The following is a 19673-nucleotide window of genomic DNA, read 5'->3' as shown; positions in this document are numbered from 1 at the left end:
CGGTTCGGCCCTCGCAGCTTCAAGCTGCGGGGGCCGTTCCGTGCCCGGGGTTGCACCCCCGCTAACGCGTGAGTTACACTCTGTGCAGCGCAACACAGCGCACCCGAAGCCTGAGGAGGCACAGAATGCCCGAAGACAAGCCCGTACTCGACTTGCCGCGCACCCTGCCGGTCGTTGGCGACGACCCCGTGGACGACGCCGATATTGCCAACCTGCTGCAGCTCGGAGAGCGCGCAGATATCACAGACGAACAGATCGAGGGGGTCTGGCGCCCCGAGGACGAAGTCGAGGCCGACAAGGCCGGACGCCGGTGGGCTCGCGCTGACGAGCAACTGCGCCAGCACGACACTGAGCTGGCCAAGATGTTCGACCAGATCGACGAAGCGGCCGCCGCTCAGCGTGCGATCGCTCTGGGTTGGCACGAGCGAGTGACTGCCGAGCCCGAGCGTCGCAAGTGGTTCTACGAACGAACCCTCAAGACGTACATCGAGCGGATCCGCGAGGACTCGGGCGACGAGATCAAGTCGAAGAAGCTGCCCGCCGTGGTCGTGTCGTCAACTCGGACTGCTGCCTACGCCAAGAAGGTGGCCGGCAAGGAAGGCGAGGCGAAGCTGGTCGCGTGGCTCAAGAAGCTAGGGGCCCCTGCCACTGAGGCACTCAAGGTTGTTCCTGCCAAGCAGGTGCCGGTCATGGACAAAGGTGAAGCGGCTCGTGGAGGTCAAGGACGGGGCGATCATCTACCCCTCTACTGGCGAGGTTGTCCCGGGTCTCTACATCGAACCCGAGAACATGACTGTTGAGATCACACCCACCAAGCCAGCCGAGAGCTGAGCACCAACCAACACGAAGCCTGAGGAGGCCCAAGATGGAAACCCAACTACTCGACGCAGTCCCAGCGTGGAACCACGGAACGCAAGAGGGAGGCGCTGACCCGGGCGCAGCCTGGGAAGCGGTCGCAAAGATCCAAGACGCAGTGCAACGCATCGAAGCGGACAGCGAAGCGGATACCGGCCAATACACCTACCGCTACCTGTCGTTCGAGGCGCTCCAAACAGCGCTCCGGCCGCACTTCGAGGCGGCTGACGTGATGGTGGTGCAGTCGTCGCAGCCGTGCCCCTACCCCGGCGACATTGACGTGCGCACGAGGTTTCGCCACAAGTCGGGAGGGTGGGTTGAGTTTGGGCTCATCATGCCCCGAGGTGTTGACGGCCAGAAAGCCGGCGGGATCTTCACTTACGCCAAGCGCTACGCCCTCGGAGCGGCGCTGAACATCGCAATCGGGAAGGACGACGACGCACGAGCAGCGTCCCCTCCCCCAGCTGCAGCCCAAGACGTGCAAGCAGTCGGGAAGCGGTTCAAGGCGCTCACAGACGAGGACCTGCGCAAGAAGGCGACCGCGGCGTTTGACACGCACCAATGGCCGCCAATCACACGAGCAGGGTTCCAAGACTGGAACGCTGACCAGCTCGCTGAGGCTCAGAAGCTGGCGACGAGGTTGGAGAAGATTCAGGCGCAGCGCGACCATCTCGCAGCTGAGGAGGAAGCACCACCGCAGCAAGCGCAGATGATCGACGAGGCTAACGCTCATCTGGAGGGCAGCGAAACACGAGCGCAGCGACTCGCTCGGGAGTCCAAGGAACAGGCGGACGCCCATGCTGAGCGAGCACGCCGAGAAGCTGAGGCTGACGCTCTCTCGCAGCATGCCAACCAGGGAAACGGGGGTCGCTGAGATGGATGACCAACTCACTGCAGCGCTCGCAGAGCGAGGATGGACCGAGCCCGACAGGGGCAGCAACGGAACCAACTGGGCTTCACCGTGTGGGAGCTACTGGGCACGAAGCGATGCCTGGTCTTCTAGCGTCCGTTGGTACTTGCGGGAGGACATGTCGATCGAGGCACGCACGACCACGCTCAGCGAAGCACTTACACAGCTCGACCTGCTCACGCCAGCAGCCCCCGAGCAGCTCCCCCGAGACGGCAGCACCAAAGACCGGTACACCGCGCCGGCCCCCGGTGAGATGCAATACCGGGCCAACAAGCTGCTCGGGGAACTCATCGAGAAGATGCGGCGCCCCCCGAGGCTGAAGATGCGCCCCGCTCTGGTTGGGCATGACTTGAGCGAGCTGATCGAGTGGCTCGACTACACGATGGGCACCAACGTCTCCGACCCCGAGCCGGCCAGGCTGCTGCAGGAGTCCACGCTGCAGCCGCTCGACGAGGAGTCCGACCCGGTGCGCATCTACGACGTAGCGCGGACAGCGCTGCAGCTGCGCTACGGGGAAGGCCTCTCGTGGGCCCGAGCTATTTTCTCGGCGCTCGAGGTGGGCGGGGCTCCCGAGTTGTGCGACTCGATCGAGCCGACCGGCCGCAACGCAGCAGACGTGTGGCAGGTTGTCCAACACCTTGAGCACGGAGGCAGATCCCCCAGCACTGTCCCGCTGAGCACGTCCCCCGCTCGTGTTTTCTGCTGTGCTGCACAGTTGCAGCGGGGAACACGAGAGCGGCGCTGTAGGGCAGCTCAGAGCGGACAGCAGCGCCAACCCAACGCCCGAGGGTTACGCTCGGGCAGCAACGCAACCCAGAAGCCTGAGGAGGCCAACGAGATGAGCAGCAGACATACGCTCACCACCCGATCCACATTCCGAATCGTTCCCGACTCGCTCGTGTTCGACCCAGCGCTGAGCGCAGCAGCCAAAGAAATGTACGCCGTGTTACTCAGCTTCGCCGGCGACACGTCGCAAGCATGGCCAGGAATCCCCGGTATCAGGGAGCGGCTCATTACTCGAGGTGTCCAGTACGGGCACGGCACCCGCGACGAGGTCGAGGCGCTCATCCCAGCTGAGCGCACCATCTCCACACACCTCGGGGAGCTGGTTGACCGCGGCTGGGTGTACCGGCGCCGGCGGATGAACACGAGCAGCAAGACGCACATCTGCCAGCAGCGCGGCGAAGTCCCACCGTGGGGGTCGCTGCAGCAGTCGCTCCCCGTTCCTGCAGAATCCTGCAGCAACGATCATGCAGAAAGCTGCAGCACTGTTGCTGCCGAATCTGGCAGGAGTGTTCCTGCCGGAACCTGCATGCAAAAAGAGACCCAGTAAGAAAGAGACCCAGGGGAAAGAGAAACACATACCCTCGGCTGACGCCTCGGCGCACGATCCCAGCAGCAACGACCCGTTCGAAGCAGTTCTGGGCGGTGTACCCCAGACGCAAGGAACCCAAGGCTGCAGCCAAGGCGCTCACCAAGGCGCTCAATGACGGGGCCCAGCTCGAGGAGATTCTTGCCGGCGCTCAGCGGTACGCCAAAGAGGTCGACCAGCTCAGCACTGCAGCGCAGTTCGTTAAGTACCCAGCGACGTGGCTTAACAAAGGGTGTTGGGCTGATGAGCCCGAAAGTGTCACTGCGGTGCGCAACAATGGGGGGCCGCGGCAACTGCCGCAACGCAGCGGGCCAGGAGGGCTGATCGAGCTATGAGAACTGACTCCGACCCCATCGCAGAGCGAGCAGCTGGCACCTCTGCCCCGCTTAGGGCGCGCATCGCGGAGTTCGAGGAGCGGTTGAAGCAGCGTCGCAGCTCGAACGCTGAGCCCGAGGCTGAGCCCCTCGACGCTGGCACACTGCTCCGCCGCCGCATGCTCGACCTTGTCGAGCGGCAGCTCCCAGCTGTGTTCAAGACCGCCAAGCTGAGCGACCTGCCAAGCGAGGGACACCCGGACGCTGCTGCAGCACAGGAAGCGCGAGCGTGGGCCGACGCACCAGCGGGGCGTTCGCTCGTGCACATCGGCGGAGTAGGTGCCGGCAAGACCTACGCTGCTGCTGCTCAGATGCGCAGGATCGCCGGACGGGACGGGACGCACGTTCGCTGGCTCACAGCAGCCGACTTGTTTGATGGGTTGCGCCCCGACGGTGCTCTGCACCGGCCGTCCCTGGTGAGCGCTGGGGTGCTCGTGATCGACGACATAGCTGCGAAGCAGCTCACCAGCTGGGAACACGACACGCTTGGGTCTCTCGTGGATGCCCGGTGGTCAGCCGGCCGGCCGATCGTAACGACGAGCAACCTCAGCCCCGAGCAGCTGCGCAGCGTCTTGGACGAGATGATCTGGTCTCGGCTCATGTTGGGGCGTGAGGGGGCGCGCACAGCAGTGATCGAGTGGGTGGGCCCGGACCGCCGCCGCGGTGCCTAGCATGAGAATGCTCACCCACTTGCGCAGCGCTAACGCGTGAGTTACACTCTGTGCAGCGCAACACAGCGCCGAGCCTGAGGAGGCCCCAACATGACCGCAGCACTAGCCGGATACCTGGCGATCACCCAACTCGCACAACACCTCGACCTCACACTCCCCACCAGCATTGCTGACGGGGAACACGTCACCCTCGGTGTCCGATCGGTTCGCCCCGACGGGCGCTCTCACCATGACCGGTCGTTCCGGTGGCCGTGGCCCGGCAACTGGACCCCCCGCATTGACGCCGACGCGTCCGCCGCCGAGTGCTCTCACGGGCTCCACATCGCTTTGGGGTGGCGGGGTCTGTCCGCCACAAACCCGGTGCATGTTTGCCAGATCGTCGCTTACCGCGAGGTTGATGTGGTCCACCGTGGCTACACGAAGTTGCGGGTGTCGCAGGTGGCGGTTCTCGACGTAGTGGACGTTCACTGGCTTGCACGCGACGCCAACCTGCGCGGCGCCAACCTGCACGGCGCCAACCTGCGCGACGCCGACCTGCGCGGCGCCGACCTGCGCGGCACCGACCTGTGCAGCGCCGACCTGTACGGCGCCAACCTGTACGGCGCCGACCTGCGCGGCGCCGACCTGCGCGGCGCCAACCTGCGCGGCGCCGAACCTGTACGGCGCCAACCTGCGCGGCGCCAACCTGTCGCGCCACCTGCGCCCCTGCCGCCCCTGCGCCGACCTGCGCGGCGCCGACCTGCGCCGCGCCAACCTGCCGCGCCGACCTGCGCTCCGCCGACCTGTCCCGCGCCGACCTGCGCTCCGCCACCTGTACGACGCCGACCTGCGCGACGCCAACCTGAGCGGCGCCAACCATGACAACTGGACAACATGGCCAAGCGGGTTTACTCCACCACCCCAGTAATACACCCGCTGAGCAGCCTGAGGAGGCCCAAAATGAGCAAGAATCAGTCATGCGTGAGCTCGCAAGCATCCCGGCCAGTGAGAACGCCTACCTCGACTTTGTGGCCATGTTCCTGCCGACCCCGCTGAGCGCGGCGAGCAGGTCTCGGACAGGGTGCGCGAGAACATCAGCAGGGCCCGCGGAGTGCTCGACCGCATCTACAACGGCCCGACGTGCGACGGGAACAGGGGCAGCGCCCTCGGGCTCGTGCACGCCAGCGTCGAGTACCTCGACCACATGAGGGGCTACCGCTCGCAGACGAAGTACCTCAAGCGGACAGTCCTGCAGCCCGAGGAGTTGAAGGCCCGTGCTGTGCGACAGGCCAGAGAGGCATGCTTGGCGCTCGCGTAGCTCCCCCAAAGTCCCCCCAACAAGTGCCCCAGCTGCCTCAGCTGGGGCACTTGCTCGTTTTGGGGCGCCCCGCTTGCACTCCGCTAACGCGTGAGTTACACTCTCACCAGAGGGCGAGCGCAACGCACGTCCCCGAGCCTGAGGAGGCCCCAACATGACCGCAGCACTAGCCGGATACCTGGCGATCACCCAACTCGCACAACACCTCGACCTCACACTCCCCACCAGCATTGCTGACGGGGAACACGTCACTCTGGGAGTTCGATCAGTTCGACCCGACGGCCGGTCCAACCATGACCCGTCGTTTCGGTGGCCGTGGCCAGGCAACTGGACCCCCCGCATTGACGCAGACGCGTCCGCCGCCGAGTGCTCCCACGGGCTCCACATCGCTTTGGGGTGGCGGGGTCTGTCCGCGACTGGCCCGGTGCATGTCTGCCAGATCGTGGGCTACCGGGCGGCTGATGTGGCTCACGTCGCCGCCACCAAGCTACGGGTGTCCCAGGCTGCGGTCCTCGACGTGTGGGACGTCCATCGGATGGCCGCGACGCCAACCTGCGCGGCGCCAACCTGCGCGGCGCCAACCTGCGCGACGCGCCAACCTGTACGGCGCCGACCTGCGCGGCGCCGACCTGCGCGGCGCCAACCTGCGCGGCGCCGACCTGCGCGGCGCCGACCTGCGCGGCGCCGACCTGCGCGGCGCCAACCTGCGCGGCGCCGACCTGCGCTACGCCGACCTGCGCGGCGCCAACCTGCGCGGCGCCGACCTGAGCTACGCCAACCTGCGCGGCGCTGACCCACTGATGCGGCGCCGACCTGCGCACGCCGACCTGCGCTACGCCAACCTGCGCGGCGCCAACCTGAGCGGCGCCAACCATGACAACTGGACAACATGGCCAAGCGGGTTTACTCCACCCCAGTAACACACCCGCTGAGCAGCCTGAGGAGGCCCAAAATGAGCAAGAATCAGTCATGCGTGAACACTTGTGAGCACTATGAGGAGCGCAGCCGCCACGGTGCACGAGCGCACCACCGCGAAGGGTCCGACGTGTGCAAGCAGTGCGCAGCTGCAGCAGCCGCCGCAGGTCGCATCAGCCGGCACGGGTTCGACCCGTGGGTAGAAGCTACCGGCGCCCCCACATGGCCAGTCGAGCCGCTGCGTGAGTACGTCGCCTCTCTCCACGACTTCAACTGGCAGCTGATGCCCGAGTGGCTGGAGCGCCGTTTGTACCGCGACGAGAACATGACCGACCGCGTTGCTGACCAGTGCGCCACTTGGTTTGGTGTGCCGCCTCAGTCGGTGTGGCTCGACTGGAACGAACCAGTCAACACGAGCGACCCGACGCTCGACAGCGTTCTCGCCTCGATCGACCCTGCACTGTTCGAAGCTGCAGCCGCAGCCTGACCCCAGCCCACCAAACAGAGAGAGCATCAAGTGTCCACTTCAACCCTGTCCATTCCACAAAAGCAGCTCAAGCAGCTTCTGACCATTCCACGCTCATCCCGTAACGCTGTGCACCCGAACCCCGTGATCCGCCTCTCGGACAGCGGGATCTCGTGCTCGCACTACACCTCAGACGGGGCCACGTTCGTGACTCGCAGCTGGGGCAACCCTGTCTCTCGCAGCAAACAAGCAGTCAGCGTCACTGAGGCTGACTTGCGCGCTGTGCGCTCCCGGCTGCAGGGAGCCGAGCCCGAAGTGTGGGTCGACGGGAACGAGCTGTGCATTGAAACCATCGTCGCCAAGTGGTCGATCCGGCTGCTACCCAACGAGGAGATCCCTGCCGACTCGCCGCGGGTGCGCCAATCACATACGCACGTCTTTACAGCGACTGAATGCCAGTTGCTGAGCGGCGTGGTCGATAACGATCCGAACCGGCCGGCGCTGCAGTGGGCAGTGGCAGACCAGGAGCATGGAGTGTGGTGGACCACCGATTCGTACACCGCAGTTACGGTCACCACAGAACACCAGACGCATGTTCCGGTCAAAGTGGATGGGATGGCTGTTCCTCGCCACCACTTGCGGTACCACACCAAGCGTGGGTGCTCAGTGTCGTTCGAGTACAGCCCGACCACTAACCCCGAGTCCAACCGCCAGCAGACTGGCGTAGAGACTCGCTCACTCGACAACGAGAATCAGGTCATCACCACAGTCGCAGAGTGCAAGCGAAAGGCCTCGTCGCTGCTTCCCACCTTCCCCACCATCTTCAACATCGCTGAGGTTGGCCGGCCAGCAAAGAACGCTGAGGGTGGCGCTGCAGCGGTCAAGCGAGCCGACCTGCTCGCTGCAGCGCTCGGATGCCCAGCCGAACAGATCGGAGTGACCCCGCAGCCTCACCCCTCGCAGCCTCACCGCATCACGTTGAGTGGCATCCAGCAGATTGCTAGCACCCCGCTTTACTCAGCCGAGGTCGAGTGCGCTCCGCCGCCGACGTACTCGCTCGGGCTCTCACGCGATCGGTTCCTCGCTCTGCTGCGCCACGCTCACACCGACGAGGTTCTTCTTGGCTGGGGAGCGTCCGAATCCAAAGGACTCATCTTTGAGTCCGGGCAGCTGGTCGCTGTTCTCATGCCCATTCGGATTGCGCAATGAGACGCTCACCGATGCCACCCAGGAGAGCCCCGCTCCGAGCCCGTGCCGACCGCAAACAGTCTGCGCTGAGCAGCACAGCACCTACCGGGCAGCTACAGCGACGGACCGCTCTGCGAGCGGTGTCGCCCAAGCAGTCCGAGCACCGCAAGGCTGTCGTCGCAGCACAAGATATAGCGCTCGCCCGGGATCGCTACACCTGCCAGCTTCCCGTAATCGCCAGAGAGCTGCGCAGACACGGGCCACCAAGCGACGACGTGCTCGAGGCGCTCAGCTCAGCGCTCGCTGTCAAGTGCACGATCGGAGTTGACCCCCAGCACAAGGCCACCCAGGGGTCCCGCCGAGATCTCTCCACCGACCCCGAGAACATCATCGCTCTGTGCCGAGCCCACCACGTTTGGACTGGACACCACCCGACGTTCGGTCGGCTGCTCGGCACGTACGGCACCACCATTAAACACCCTGAGGAGAACCCACCAACATGACCACCACCTTTACCCCAACCCCCACGAACGGGGCCTACCTTTTCCCGCTGGGTGCGCTCGTGGTGATCGAACGCACCGGGAAAGTCGTTGACGGTCACGCCCGAGCTGTTGAAAGGGTGAACTGAGATGAGCGCAGCAGACGTAATGGCAGCTCAACAGTGGCGCACCAATGGCCACTTGATCGCGGAGGGAGTCGTCCCGTTCTACTTGGACCGCTCGATGCGCATCCTCGACCTCACGAATGGGAGAGGGACCTTCTGGAAGGAGTGGCAGCCAGACGAGCTAGTCAGAATGTTCAACACTGTGGGCGACCCTCGCGCACGAGGCGACGTGGCCGGAGACTTCACAGCAGCCCCGTTCCCTGACAGCTCATTCGACGTAGTGGTGTTCGATCCGCCCTACATGCCAAAGGGAACCCCGGCGGGGTGGACGATGGACGAACGCTACGGAACCGGATCACAACGGCCGGCCGCGATTGTTGAGCTGGGCATGGCCGGCATAAACGAGGCGGTGCGCATCGTCAAGCCGGGTGGGCTCGTGCTGCACAAGACGGGCAGGGGCATCGACGGCGCCAAGCTGTTTACCGGCGACGACACGGTCACAGCGTGGGCTCAGCGCCGGCACAACCTGCGAGTTGTTAACCAGTGGCGTTACCTCTCGCGCCCAAGGCCGCAGAGCCACCGGGGGCCTCAGCAAACACCACGCCAGAACTACTCGACGCTAACCCTGTTCGCAGCGCCCAAAGTTAAGCGGAGCGACGAGTTTATTTACTCGGTCGACGAGGAGCTGCCCGAGCTGCTCCGAGCGCTGCACACCTGCTACCACGTTGTCCCCGGGGAGCTGAGCATCGAACCTGATCGAGATAGCGGCAGTGGCGGATGGTTCGTCACAGCGCTCGTTGACGGGGAGCGCTAATGGCAGCCGGCGACGGGCACATTCACTTCACAGCGTTCGGTGAGGCTCGCCCCCAGGGATCAAAGGCCCCGTTCGGGAAGGGACGCGTCGAGTCAGAGTCGCTAGGAAAGCGAGGCACCCACAAGGCGTGGCGCGCAATGGTCGCAACTGAGGCGCAGCTGTGGGCCACCAAGAACGGGCTCACTCAGCCAATCGACGGTCCTGTTGAGGTGACGCTCGTGTTCTGGAAGAAGAAACCCAAGTCGTACCCGCGGTGGCGTTGGCTGTGGTGGACCACCCCCGACGCTGACAAGTTGACCCGCTCAGTGCTCGATTCAATGTCCAAGATCATTATGAGCGACGACGCTCTGGTGTCCGTGCTCCACGTCTTCAAGTACCTCAGCACCACTGGAGCTGAGGGCGTTGAAGTCACAGTCCGTCCCCTCTCTCGCATCGAGAAGGGCCTCGGGGAATGGTGGGCTGCCGGCAACCTGCCCCCCGGCAAGATCCCAGACGTTGACGATCCGCTCCCACCCAACCCCGACCGCTGAGCCACTGGGTGTGCTACTCGTGCGTTACACTCATCCACGCGTTACTTCACGAAAGGTTTGATATGAGCAGCTGGAGAGCCTCGATCATTATGAACCCCACCCCCGATCAGTGCAACTGGTCAGATCCTGACGACCCCGCCGAGGAGGACACCCAACGTGACGAGTTCCAGGTGGCGCTCAAGCATGCTGGTTGGCACGACAACGGCGTCCCCGGGTGGGTCTCTCCGGACAACAAACGTCGAGTCGATCTCAGCCCGGCGGGTGGCAAGTTCGCTGCTCTGTGGTGGGAGAAACGAAACCGGCGTCCCACCTGTCTCACAGTCGGAGTCGTCGACTCCGTGTTTTTCCTTGACGTGCTCAGCCGATCCCCCAACCACCAACCCTGAGGAGTTCCCAGAATGACCACCGACATCGCCCCAACCCCAGCAGCGAAGCCCACAGATGAGCAGATGCTCCAGGCTCACGCGCTGTACCTCGCAAAGATTGAAGCTGCAGCAGTCGCCTACGAGGAGGCGGTAGCAGCCGAGAAAGCTGCGATCGCTCTGCGAACCCAGCTGATCGGGGACGCTGTGCACGAAATGGGCATCCCGAACCGGATCATCTTGCAAGCGTGTAGCTCGCTCACCCCAATGAAGGTCACCCGCGACCTGCGCCGGTACGAGAAACAGTGTGACACCAGCGGGTGATACCTTGGCGCGCATGGCGCGCAGCATCATTACAGTCACTGGCCACTCAGCTGGACGTCCGGCTCGAGGCCGCGCGTCCGGCCGTTTGTCTGATTGGTTTACCGGCGAGGACGCCGAATCGCGGTGCCGCGAAGCGATCCAACAGGCCGAAAACCTCGGGCTGCTGTTCCGAGGGCTCAAGCTGGCCCGTGCTCGTGAGCTATGGGAAGAAGGGATCAGTCAGGGCTACGAACCGGGCCCCGACTTCTTGGCCAAGGCGTCCGATCTCGGGCTCTGCGCTGACAAGGATGGCACGATCGGTTTGCGCCGCGGCCTGTCAGAGCTGACGACGACTGTGGAGCGTCGTCGGGTGAGCGCCACCACAGGACGAGGGGTGGACCCCGCTGCTCGCGGTCTTCCCACAGTCCCAGTCAACTGGGACGAGTTAGCCGACTTTGTGGAGGCCGGCAACCCCAAAGGAGCGAGCGTCGCTGCAGGGTTCCGAGAGCGAGCCGCTGAGCAGCGGGCTGCCCCGCAGCAGCAGGGCACGTCGAGCACTGCTGGTACAGGGAGCCCGGGCGGCTCTGCTGGGCCGGCTGCGGGCGGCGACAGCGGGGGCGGGGAGTGAGCGCCCCAGCTGATCGAGCAGAAGCACGAGCGCACGGCAGCGAGGCGCTGTCTTCGCTCGTTGAGAGCCTCAACATGACCCTCCACGCTGCCGCTGAAATCCGCGGCGAGCGGGACCGCTTGATGAGGCGCCTCAACCGCTCGGGGACGTTCACTCACGCCGAACTAGCTGGGCGAACGGGGCTCTCTGGCGCAGGTGTGCGAGCTGCGATCAGCCGCGCCCCGGACGACCCGTTCTAGCTGTCCCGCACTCATCAGAGTGCTAGTGGGCTATCAGGTGTCACTGCACTAGCACTAGGGTGCTCACCATGAGCCTACGGAACTACTTCAAGCACCCACTGTTCGACGCTGTCACCCTGGTCAACACCGAAGCGGTAGACCAGCGACGCCGGGACGCACTGGCTGCAGTCGACGCGTTCAAAGCCGCGCATGCCAACCTGCTCGAGGCTGCACAGCGCGTGGCAGACGACCTTGTGTTCGGCTACCACACCTCGGACGCGACCCGCGAGGAGCTGAACGAGCAGTTCAAGGTTCCCAGTGCGATGGTCACCCGAGCAACCACTCCCGGCCGTGTCCCGACCGTGCTGCACACTGACGACGTGTTGAGTGTTTACAAGCTCGTTGCTGCGCAGAGCCTCGCCAGCACCGAAAGCGAGTGACATGAAACGCGCCGGCCAGTTCATGGTCGAGTGGGCAGCGATCACAGCAGCCCCGATCGCAGTGCTCAGGTTTACAGCCAACGGGCCCGCTGTGGCTGCGCTTGCTGGACTGTGGCTGGCGTTCTACACCGTTTGGCTGCTGCGCTTCCTTGCGATGAGACCACGCCGTGCAGCGCGCCGGTTGAGTAACACTCTCCACGGACGGTCAAGCAGCTCACGAGGTCCGATCACAGCAGAGGACCGAGAGAAGGTGATGACCAACAGGTTCGGGTCGCCTCGCCGGTGCCGTATGTGCTGGACGAAAGTAAGTGAGCACCTGCACCACGTATGGGCGTGGTCGTGGGGAGGGCCAAACAAACGCTGGAACTACCGGGCACTCTGCGCCTCGTGCAATATCAGCCTGTCAGATCGAGTCACGCGCCGAGGCCAAGCAGTCCTATTTATCCCCGGCCCCGCCGACTGGCCAGTGTGGGCGCTCTGGCCCGCTGGTGTCGCGGTAGCTGTCGTCTACGGAGGGTTCACGATCACATGAGCATTCGATCACGCCGCCGCCGGCCCCTGAGCCGCCGCATAATGCCCGCTCGCCCTGGCAAGCTGCTGCTGGCTGCGCTCGTGCGCTCCGCTTGGCTCTGGGCCACTCTCGCACTCACAGTCGCCATCGCGTACATCACACCCGAGGGGTCAGCTGTTGCAACAACAGCCGGGGTGTTCATCCTGTTTGGGGACGGCCGCTGGTGGACTCCCATTCGTGACCCCCGACTCGCGGTACCTGTCGCAGCAGCCGGGGCAGGTCTGATCTACGGGGCTGAGCCAAGCAAGCTGGGGGTGTCTGTGATTGTTGCAGCGTTCCTGGCTGTGTCAACAAAGATGCTGGGCAGCTGGGAGCGTTGGGCGTGGTGGCAGTCAAGGCTGGCGATCCGCAAGGCGTGGCCAGAAATCAACGAGCATGCTGGGTGGCCGTCAACCAAGCTGATGCAGATCCGCAAGCTGTTCTTCCCCGAGAGCAACGAGGCGCGTGGCGTGTCTCTCGCAGTGCGTTGGCCGCGTGGCGCAGTGCCACCGTTCGACGAGATCGGCATGAAGCTGTCGTCTGTGCTTGGGCGTCCACTCAACAACATCAACGTCAGGGGTGGGAAGCACGCCGGCGAGGTTGTCGTGGAGGTTGAGTCGCCCCGCGACTTCCTGAGCAAACCGATCCCTTACCCAGGGGTGCCCGAACGCCAGTCGTCAAAGCCGACGCGTATCCCGCTCGGACTCACCGACAAAGGATCAGTCTTGTACCTCGACTGGCAGCACACCCTGTTCGGTGGCATGTCAGGGTCGGGCAAGTCGTCCGGTGTCCAAGCAGTGCTAGCCCACGCTGCACCATGGATCGCCTCTGGCGATATCGAACTGTGGATCGCTGACCCCAAAGAAGGCGTCGAGCTGGGTATGTGGGCCAACGCAGCAACCGTGTTCGCTGAGCCTCCAGACATCGACGACGAGGACGAAGCAGCCGAGGCAACCGCGGAGCTGTGGGTGGAGTTCATGCGCCAAGTTCACGGTGTGATGCGTGACAGGCTGCGCCAGATTGGAAACGGGCAACGTCAGTGGACGCGTGCTGACGGTCCGATGGTGCTGGTTGTTATCGACGAAGCGCGTGACGTGTTCGCAGACCCAGCCTCAATCACGCGAGCAATCAAGGTGGCTGAGAAAGCCCGCGCCGCTGGTGTGGTGATGATGGTTGCAACACAGCACCCAGAGAAGGCGGCTGTTCCAACACAGTTGGGAAACAACATTCCGCAGAAGGTGGGCTACAAAGCAGAGAACCCAGTCCACGCGCACGTCATTACTGGTGGGTGCAGCGCTGAGGCACCGCTGCACAAACTGCCACCCGCTAAGCCTGCTACGGCGGGTCATGTGCACGCGAGAGGGTCCACTGGTTCTTGGACGCGGGCTCGCACCTACTGGCTCGACAACAAGACCGTGAACGCTGCTGCTGAACTAGCACGAGGTAACCGCCAGCCTGGTGCCAGGTTGGTGCCACCCAGCCGCCACGACGACACCTCCGAACCGCCAGAGGACCGCCACGAAGGCGCTTCTGAGCCCACCTCCTATGGGCCCCCTAGAGACGGGACCGCGCGTGGACGCATCCCGCCCGCTCGCCCCGCCCGTCTCATCAGGCCAACTAACCAACTCGCAGCTCTGGTGCAGAGCGGCGTGACTCGGGCCGGCAACGTCTGGGACGCGGTCGCAGCAGCCGGGCCCGAGGGTTTGCGACCGATGCACGGCCGGAAACATCTGGGCAACATGAGCGAGTCGCACTGGACATCAAACGTCGCAGCGCTCGAGAAGGCTGGGTTGGTGCGGCGCGGGCTGAATGGCCGACGCGTTTACGCGACACACGAGCGCGAGCACGAGCACAACGACGAGGAGCTGAGCGCGTGAACCCACTTGCACCGCACCGAGTCCGGCTGCTGTTGGGCATCCTCCTTGGCTACGTCGTCTTGGTGCTCGTGGTGAGTGGTGCTGACGTCTACGTCACTGCTCAGCGTGAGCGGCCCCGCCCCACGACTCAGGCCGACTTGGCGCTGCCCGTCAAGCTGGGGCACCCGTTGTTCCCGCAGTCGGACGTCGAGCGGCCAGGGGCTCTCTGCTTCGAGGTGCTGTGGGAGTGGACCCCAGTGCTGCAGGACGAGCCGACAGGGTGGCGTCGTGTCTTCTATGACCCCGAGCGGTACGACCCTGAGATTCCCGCTGCCGAGTTGCCGAACCCGAGCACGGCGGGGGTTCCTCTCCCTGAGCGGCTCGACGCTCCGACGAGGCCGTGCCCCCTCGGAATCTGAGCCCCCCCCTTGCGCAGCGCTAACGCGTGGGTTACACTTACTTTAGAGGGAGCGCAGCAAGCGCCCCGAGCCTGAGGAGGCCCAGAATGAGCAAGACAGCAGCCGAGGCGTTCACCAGCCAAGACGTCCGGAACCGAGTCGAACTACTCACAGACGACGAGGCACGCACCTGGCACAATGAGCTGGTCGGTCTGGTGCTGACGGTCGCCAAGCGCCGCCGAGTGGACCCCACCGCTGACGGGGTTGCTGCAGAGCTGGCGCAGGAGGTGCTAGCCGAGTTCGGGCAGTCAACCGACAAGATTGGCCACCGGGTGTTCTTGAACACGAGCGCAGCGCTGGTCCGCCTCGGGCTGGTGACGCTAACCGAGCAGGTGTCCGCTGGTTGAGCTGCCGCAACAGAGAGGAGGCCCACTCGGGCGGGGGCACCAAGTGCCCCCGCCCTTTGGGCTGCAAACCACTACCCGCTACCTGAGGAGACACACCATGCCCATCCACTCAATGAACCCCGAAGAGGCGCTCGCTCAGCTCCGCCTCGTCACAGGAGCGCTGCCCGAGCGTCTCTCTGACCTGCAAGCGTCCGCAGCGTTCATGTCCCGACTCGACGATACTGCTCGCTGGACAGTCGGGGGGCTGCACACCTTGGCGCAGCTCGCGATCTCTCCCGAGGTTGAGGCCGCTCAGCGTGAGAGTGCTCGCATCGAATACCAGAACGCCATCTTGGCCAGAGTGAGCACGAGCATGACTGGCAACCTCTCCACGGGGGAGCGAGTGCTGTGGCAGCTGGCCGTTGGCGCCCTGTTTGGCTACGGCCGAGAGCCTGGTGTGGTCACCCTCGATCTGATCTGGGAACTCGACACGTCCAACCGCGAGTTCGTGTTCTCGATCCTGGAGCGCATGAAGTGAGCGCCGACAACAACACCCAACAGCAGTTCACGACAGAGGACAGGAAAGCGTGAGCCTCTGGTCTGAGTGGACTCCGCTGCTGCTGGCAGGACCGCCGGTGCTCTGCTGGCTAGTGGGGCAGCTCGGAGGCTGGGACTGGTGCAAGCGCACCTTCCCAGCCTCTGCAGGCCACTACGCCTACACCGGGGAGCTGTTCGTCCGGTTTGCTCTGCTGCCCGACGCCAACCTCGGGAAGCCAGCAGACGGGGAACGCATCATCCGAGTTCCTCTGCGCCACCCGAGGCGAGAGCTGCGGCTCAGCACCGCTAAGCGCGGCCCGAGCGGCGCCCCAGTGCTCAGACAAGCAGCCCGCTGGCGTCGAGCGGGGACATCTCCGATCGCTGCCGAGTTCGGGCAGCGCTCCCGCCCGGTGGAGGCCTACCTGTTCGACGCCGGCCAAAGCGATGCGTCCTACGTGTTCCCCGACTCTCACTTCCCTTCTCAGGCTGCTGTGCTGCGCGACAGGTTCGGACGCCGCGTCGTGCTCAACATCCACCCATCAGGCCGGGAGCGTCGCTCGTGGACGCTCACAGCCACCGCTAGATAGATAGGAAACTCCGCCATGCTGAACCACGATCTGGCTGCCCGAGTCTCTCGGGAAACCACTCTCGCCCCAGACGAAGCTGTCCGGCTCGTTGACACTGCTCTCGCCCAGGGGCTCACAAACCAGGACGCCTACATCGTTGTGATGGCTGCATACACCCGTGCTGCAGCGTGCGGCTACCACCCAAGCGTCAACACTGTGAGGGGTATCGCCGATCTTGTTGCCAGCAAAGAGAACAACCTGCTGGACTACTTTGCGCAGCGCCCTGACCTCAACCAGCACGAGCGCAGCGTGATCGTTGGGGCGCTGGTCGACATCGTCAAGCCAGCCATCGAACGATTCGTTGATGCTTTCTACGAAGTGCAGCAGCAGATCATCGACGCGTTCGCAGCAGTAGCTGAGCAAGTCCGTCGGTTCGATGAGCAGTTCGCTGAGATGGTCAACCCTGACCACAATGAGGAAGACGAGGTGCCCGAATGATTGACCCGACCCGAGACGACATTGGCCGTCGTGTGGTGTACCGGCCGTTCCCTGGGGCTGTTTGCGAGGAGGGAACGATTACGGACATGAATACTGATTACGTGTTTGTTCGGTACGGGAACGACACGCACAGCGAAGCCACCAGGCTCGCCCATCTGGAGTGGGTGAGCCCGTGAGCGACTCGCTGTTTGACCCCGCTGAGTACCCCGCAGCTGCTGGGGTTGCTCAGCCAGGCGAGTGGCAGAACCTCTCTGCCGGCGCCAAGCGCACCGCTCGCAACAAGGCGGCGCTCGAGGCGGGCATCCACCCAGCTACGCGCTGCCCTGTTCGGCCTGAACTGGGAACGTGCAGCACCTGCGCCAACCACATCGTGCTGGCGGCGAACCGCACTTGGCACAAGTGCAAGCGAGCCGGGATCACGCACGGCCCGGGCACAGACATTCGAGTGTCCTGGCCGGCCTGCTCCCTCTACGTGGAGCGCTCGAAGTGAGCGCCGAGCCGGTTCGGCTGTGGTGGAACGACTACAGCCTCGCTGACTGCGCCGCGTGTGGCGACCCGTGCGTCCGTGAGAGCCCTGCAGTGCTCGTCCGCGGCGAGTGGGCACACCGTTGCTGCGCCAAGCTGCTGGACGACCCTGAGGCGGAGCAGGACGGCCTGTTGCGCTGCCCGAGCTGCGAGGTGTCGAAAGGGTTCTGGCGAGCGCAAGCGCGCCGGCAACAGGACGGCGTTCTTTCCTGAGCACACCCGAACTCCGACGCTGCGCTGAGGCAGCAGCCCCGAGCTAATGCGCGCTGGGGTAGCATCTCAGCCAATGGCCACTCAAGAACCCCCGGCAGCGTGGGAAGACCGAATCCTTGGGTATGAGCCTGATGTCGATCCGACTCAGCTCCTCGCCCACGAACTCAACGCCCGTCGCCATCCCGGCGCTCAACGCGACGCTTTGCGGGAATCGTTGGGTCGGGTCGGCTGGGTTGATGTGGTGAAGGTGAACCAGCGGACCGGGAAAGTCGTGGATGGTCACGCCCGGGTGGAGGAAGCAATCACCGCGGGGGTGTCGGTCCCTGTGCTGTACGTCGATCTGGACGAGGAGGAGGAACGGTTCGTGCTCGCAACGCTCGACCCGATCAGTGCCCTCGCGACCTACGACGCAGATGTTGTTGCCGACCTGACCGATGGGCTCAACCTCGAATCCGAAGCGGTCAAGGATCTGCTCGCATCGGCTCCCCCGGCTGTTGACCTGGGCGATGACTGGGACGGCCTGGGCGGGCTCGGCGGGCTGGGTGAGCCCGCTACGCACGTCTGCTCTGAGTGCGGGCACACGTTCGGGTGTGACCGTTGAACCTTCTTTGGGTGTGCACCCTCATCCTTGCAAGCGGTTAACGCGCTGGTTACACTCGGAGCAGCGGGGTGCAGCAAGCGCCCCCGAGCCTGAGGAGGCCCCCAGATGGACAAGCTGAGCGAACAGCGCCCGGTCGACTACTACACGACGAGCGAGCTGGAGACCCTTGCGGCTGCCACAGCCGGGCACGTAGCGAAGCTGCAGCAGATCCAGCAGGCTGCGCAGGGGCGCCTCGACGAGGTTGCAGCAGCGAGGCAGCGGGACATGGCTGACGCTCGCAGCAGTGAGCAACTGGACCAGGCGCAGGAGACATACGAGGTCGAGTGTCGGAAGGCCTCGCTCGTTGCCACACGTTGCGCGCCATCGAGCACGACAGGTTCGCCAACACCCGAGCTGCAGCGCTGCTCGACGCAACCCACGAGGAGGAAGCGTGAGCACCCCCTACAACTGGGAGCCCGAACCAGAACCCGACGACCTCGGCCCCGAAACGCTATGGGACGAGTTCTACGCAAACCTCGACGCAGCCCGAGACGAGGCTGTGCCCGACCCCGAGGACGACGCCCCAGTCCCGTACTGGCCCGCTCTGCAGCCGCTCACAACCGAGCAGCTCACTGCTCGCCTTGCTCGGCTCGCTGAGCAGCGCCAGAGCACGAGCGCCACAGCTCCGGTCTGCAGCCAGTTCGTGCCCGCCTCGGGGGGTGCGCATCACTGGTGCGAGGTGTGCGGCTGGCGTGCTGCGGTCCACTCGGAGCTCACACTGCTTGCGTTCTGCTAACGCATGCGTTACACTCAACCTTAGAGGGGGCGCAGCAAGCGCCCGAGCCTGAGGAGGCACCATGCCAACCATGTTCACCAAAGCCGAGTTCGCACAGCTAGAGGAGATCGCCGCTGAGGCGGTCCGCACCAGCCAGCCGATCCCGTCGAGCCCCGACTATGACGCCACCGCCGCACGGCTGCTGGCGGTCGCTGAGCAGATCGAAGACGACCCCGACAGTTTCAACATGGACGCTTGGGCAACCGACGAGCAAGGCGACGACACGTACGACGAGCCCCAGGAAATCTCGGGGGTCGCGTCCAACTTCTGTGGCACGTCGTGTTGCATCGCCGGGTGGCTCGTCTGCTTCACCCCAGCAGGTGAGGTCACCGAAACGTGGTGGGAAGAAGCAGGACGCATGGCGGCAGGGTTCCTCGACCAGTGGAGTGATCCTCTCGGCCGCGAAGTGTTCAAGCAGTTCGAGACGACCCCGGTGCAAGCTGTCCGGCGTCTCCGTGCGCTCGCCACGATCCCAGCGCCCCGCACCCTCCACGACGCCCGACAGCTCGACGGGTTCCGGCTCTGCAGCAGCAGCGACACAGAGTTCGAGCGGCGAGCAGCTCAGGCCGACAGGGACGCCGACAGGGACGCTGGGGAAGCGCTGTGAGCAACCACCGCATCTCACCAGCAGCACACCCGCCCAACTGTCGAGGCTCCGGCCAACCAGCCGCCCCCGGCGACCACGCCCAGATGACCCGCTGCCTGTACTGCTCAGCCTTCTGGGTCTACTGGGAGAACCCCAGCATGACCCCAGCTCACCCACCCCGACTCACCCAAGAGAG

Annotated in this window: 24 protein-coding genes and 1 pseudogene; all 25 read left to right on the top strand. The window is 64.7% G+C overall.

Annotation, left to right across the window (positions count from 1 at the left end):
- Positions 1 to 125 precede the first annotated feature (125 nt).
- The 25 genes and pseudogenes from IPN02_07960 (at position 126) to IPN02_07840 (ending at position 19498) form a co-directional block, all read left to right on the top strand.
- Positions 126 to 800: a hypothetical protein gene (locus tag IPN02_07960; GenBank protein MBK9296764.1), complete on the top strand. Its 675-nt coding sequence runs from the start codon at positions 126 to 128 to the stop codon at positions 798 to 800.
- Positions 801 to 865: 65 nt separating this feature from the next.
- Positions 866 to 1729: an ERF family protein gene (locus IPN02_07955; protein MBK9296763.1), complete on the top strand. Its 864-nt coding sequence runs from the start codon at positions 866 to 868 to the stop codon at positions 1727 to 1729.
- Between the two features lie 154 nt (positions 1730 to 1883).
- Positions 1884 to 3098, top strand: coding sequence for a hypothetical protein (locus IPN02_07950; protein MBK9296762.1), 1215 nt, complete (start codon positions 1884 to 1886; stop codon positions 3096 to 3098).
- 370 nt (positions 3099 to 3468) lie between these two features.
- A complete protein-coding gene (locus IPN02_07945; GenBank protein MBK9296761.1) occupies positions 3469 to 4182 on the top strand; it encodes an ATP-binding protein in 714 nt (237 codons plus the stop codon).
- Between the two features lie 90 nt (positions 4183 to 4272).
- Positions 4273 to 5043: a pentapeptide repeat-containing protein gene (locus IPN02_07940; GenBank protein ID MBK9296760.1), complete on the top strand. Its 771-nt coding sequence runs from the start codon at positions 4273 to 4275 to the stop codon at positions 5041 to 5043.
- A 199-nt stretch (positions 5044 to 5242) separates the two neighbouring features.
- Positions 5243 to 5479: a hypothetical protein gene (locus IPN02_07935; GenBank protein MBK9296759.1), complete on the top strand. Its 237-nt coding sequence runs from the start codon at positions 5243 to 5245 to the stop codon at positions 5477 to 5479.
- Positions 5480 to 5998: 519 nt separating this feature from the next.
- Positions 5999 to 6399 (top strand): annotated as a pseudogene (locus IPN02_07930) (pentapeptide repeat-containing protein).
- A 32-nt stretch (positions 6400 to 6431) separates the two neighbouring features.
- Entirely contained in the window at positions 6432 to 6881 is a 450-nt protein-coding gene (locus tag IPN02_07925) for a hypothetical protein (protein ID MBK9296758.1), read from the top strand.
- 30 nt (positions 6882 to 6911) lie between these two features.
- Entirely contained in the window at positions 6912 to 8069 is a 1158-nt protein-coding gene (locus tag IPN02_07920; GenBank protein ID MBK9296757.1) for a hypothetical protein, read from the top strand.
- A 119-nt stretch (positions 8070 to 8188) separates the two neighbouring features.
- On the top strand, positions 8189 to 8551 hold the full coding sequence (locus IPN02_07915; GenBank protein ID MBK9296756.1) for a hypothetical protein: 363 nt from the start codon (positions 8189 to 8191) through the stop codon (positions 8549 to 8551).
- A gap of 126 nt (positions 8552 to 8677) precedes the next feature.
- Positions 8678 to 9466 carry a hypothetical protein gene (locus tag IPN02_07910; protein ID MBK9296755.1) on the top strand — a complete coding sequence of 263 codons (789 nt, stop codon included), beginning with the start codon at positions 8678 to 8680 and terminating at the stop codon, positions 9464 to 9466.
- Positions 9466 to 9996 (top strand): RusA family crossover junction endodeoxyribonuclease, encoded by a 531-nt coding sequence (locus IPN02_07905; protein ID MBK9296754.1) that lies wholly within the window; start codon positions 9466 to 9468, stop codon positions 9994 to 9996. Before IPN02_07910 ends, IPN02_07905 begins: the two co-directional genes overlap by 1 nt.
- 62 nt (positions 9997 to 10058) lie before the next feature.
- Positions 10059 to 10382: a hypothetical protein gene (locus IPN02_07900; protein MBK9296753.1), complete on the top strand. Its 324-nt coding sequence runs from the start codon at positions 10059 to 10061 to the stop codon at positions 10380 to 10382.
- Between the two features lie 12 nt (positions 10383 to 10394).
- Complete coding sequence (locus tag IPN02_07895; GenBank protein ID MBK9296752.1) at positions 10395 to 10682, top strand: hypothetical protein; 288 nt, start codon at positions 10395 to 10397, stop codon at positions 10680 to 10682.
- 905 nt (positions 10683 to 11587) lie between these two features.
- Positions 11588 to 11947 (top strand): hypothetical protein, encoded by a 360-nt coding sequence (locus tag IPN02_07890; protein ID MBK9296751.1) that lies wholly within the window; start codon positions 11588 to 11590, stop codon positions 11945 to 11947.
- A 253-nt stretch (positions 11948 to 12200) separates the two neighbouring features.
- Positions 12201 to 12479: an HNH endonuclease gene (locus tag IPN02_07885; GenBank protein MBK9296750.1), complete on the top strand. Its 279-nt coding sequence runs from the start codon at positions 12201 to 12203 to the stop codon at positions 12477 to 12479.
- A 173-nt stretch (positions 12480 to 12652) separates the two neighbouring features.
- On the top strand, positions 12653 to 14374 hold the full coding sequence (locus IPN02_07880) for a hypothetical protein (protein MBK9296749.1): 1722 nt from the start codon (positions 12653 to 12655) through the stop codon (positions 14372 to 14374).
- Positions 14371 to 14772, top strand: a complete 402-nt coding sequence (locus IPN02_07875) for a hypothetical protein (protein MBK9296748.1) — start codon at positions 14371 to 14373, stop codon at positions 14770 to 14772. Before IPN02_07880 ends, IPN02_07875 begins: the two co-directional genes overlap by 4 nt.
- Before the next feature lie 86 nt (positions 14773 to 14858).
- A complete protein-coding gene (locus IPN02_07870; protein ID MBK9296747.1) occupies positions 14859 to 15158 on the top strand; it encodes a hypothetical protein in 300 nt (99 codons plus the stop codon).
- Positions 15159 to 15255: 97 nt separating this feature from the next.
- Complete coding sequence (locus IPN02_07865; protein MBK9296746.1) at positions 15256 to 15675, top strand: hypothetical protein; 420 nt, start codon at positions 15256 to 15258, stop codon at positions 15673 to 15675.
- A gap of 49 nt (positions 15676 to 15724) precedes the next feature.
- A complete protein-coding gene (locus tag IPN02_07860; GenBank protein ID MBK9296745.1) occupies positions 15725 to 16261 on the top strand; it encodes a hypothetical protein in 537 nt (178 codons plus the stop codon).
- 15 nt (positions 16262 to 16276) lie between these two features.
- The gene (locus IPN02_07855; GenBank protein ID MBK9296744.1) at positions 16277 to 16738 is read left to right on the top strand and encodes a hypothetical protein; all 462 of its coding nucleotides are present in this window, start codon (positions 16277 to 16279) and stop codon (positions 16736 to 16738) included.
- Positions 16739 to 17549: 811 nt separating this feature from the next.
- On the top strand, positions 17550 to 18077 hold the full coding sequence (locus IPN02_07850; GenBank protein ID MBK9296743.1) for a hypothetical protein: 528 nt from the start codon (positions 17550 to 17552) through the stop codon (positions 18075 to 18077).
- Between the two features lie 430 nt (positions 18078 to 18507).
- Positions 18508 to 18852 carry a hypothetical protein gene (locus IPN02_07845; GenBank protein ID MBK9296742.1) on the top strand — a complete coding sequence of 115 codons (345 nt, stop codon included), beginning with the start codon at positions 18508 to 18510 and terminating at the stop codon, positions 18850 to 18852.
- Positions 18853 to 18922: 70 nt separating this feature from the next.
- Positions 18923 to 19498 (top strand): hypothetical protein, encoded by a 576-nt coding sequence (locus IPN02_07840; protein ID MBK9296741.1) that lies wholly within the window; start codon positions 18923 to 18925, stop codon positions 19496 to 19498.
- Positions 19499 to 19673: the final 175 nt, after the last annotated feature.

It is taken from the genome of Candidatus Microthrix subdominans (assembly GCA_016719385.1).
Taxonomy (GTDB): domain Bacteria; phylum Actinomycetota; class Acidimicrobiia; order Acidimicrobiales; family Microtrichaceae; genus Microthrix; species Microthrix subdominans.
The sequence above is the reverse complement of the archived record's forward strand: the minus strand, read 5'-3'. Positions and strand labels throughout refer to the sequence as shown.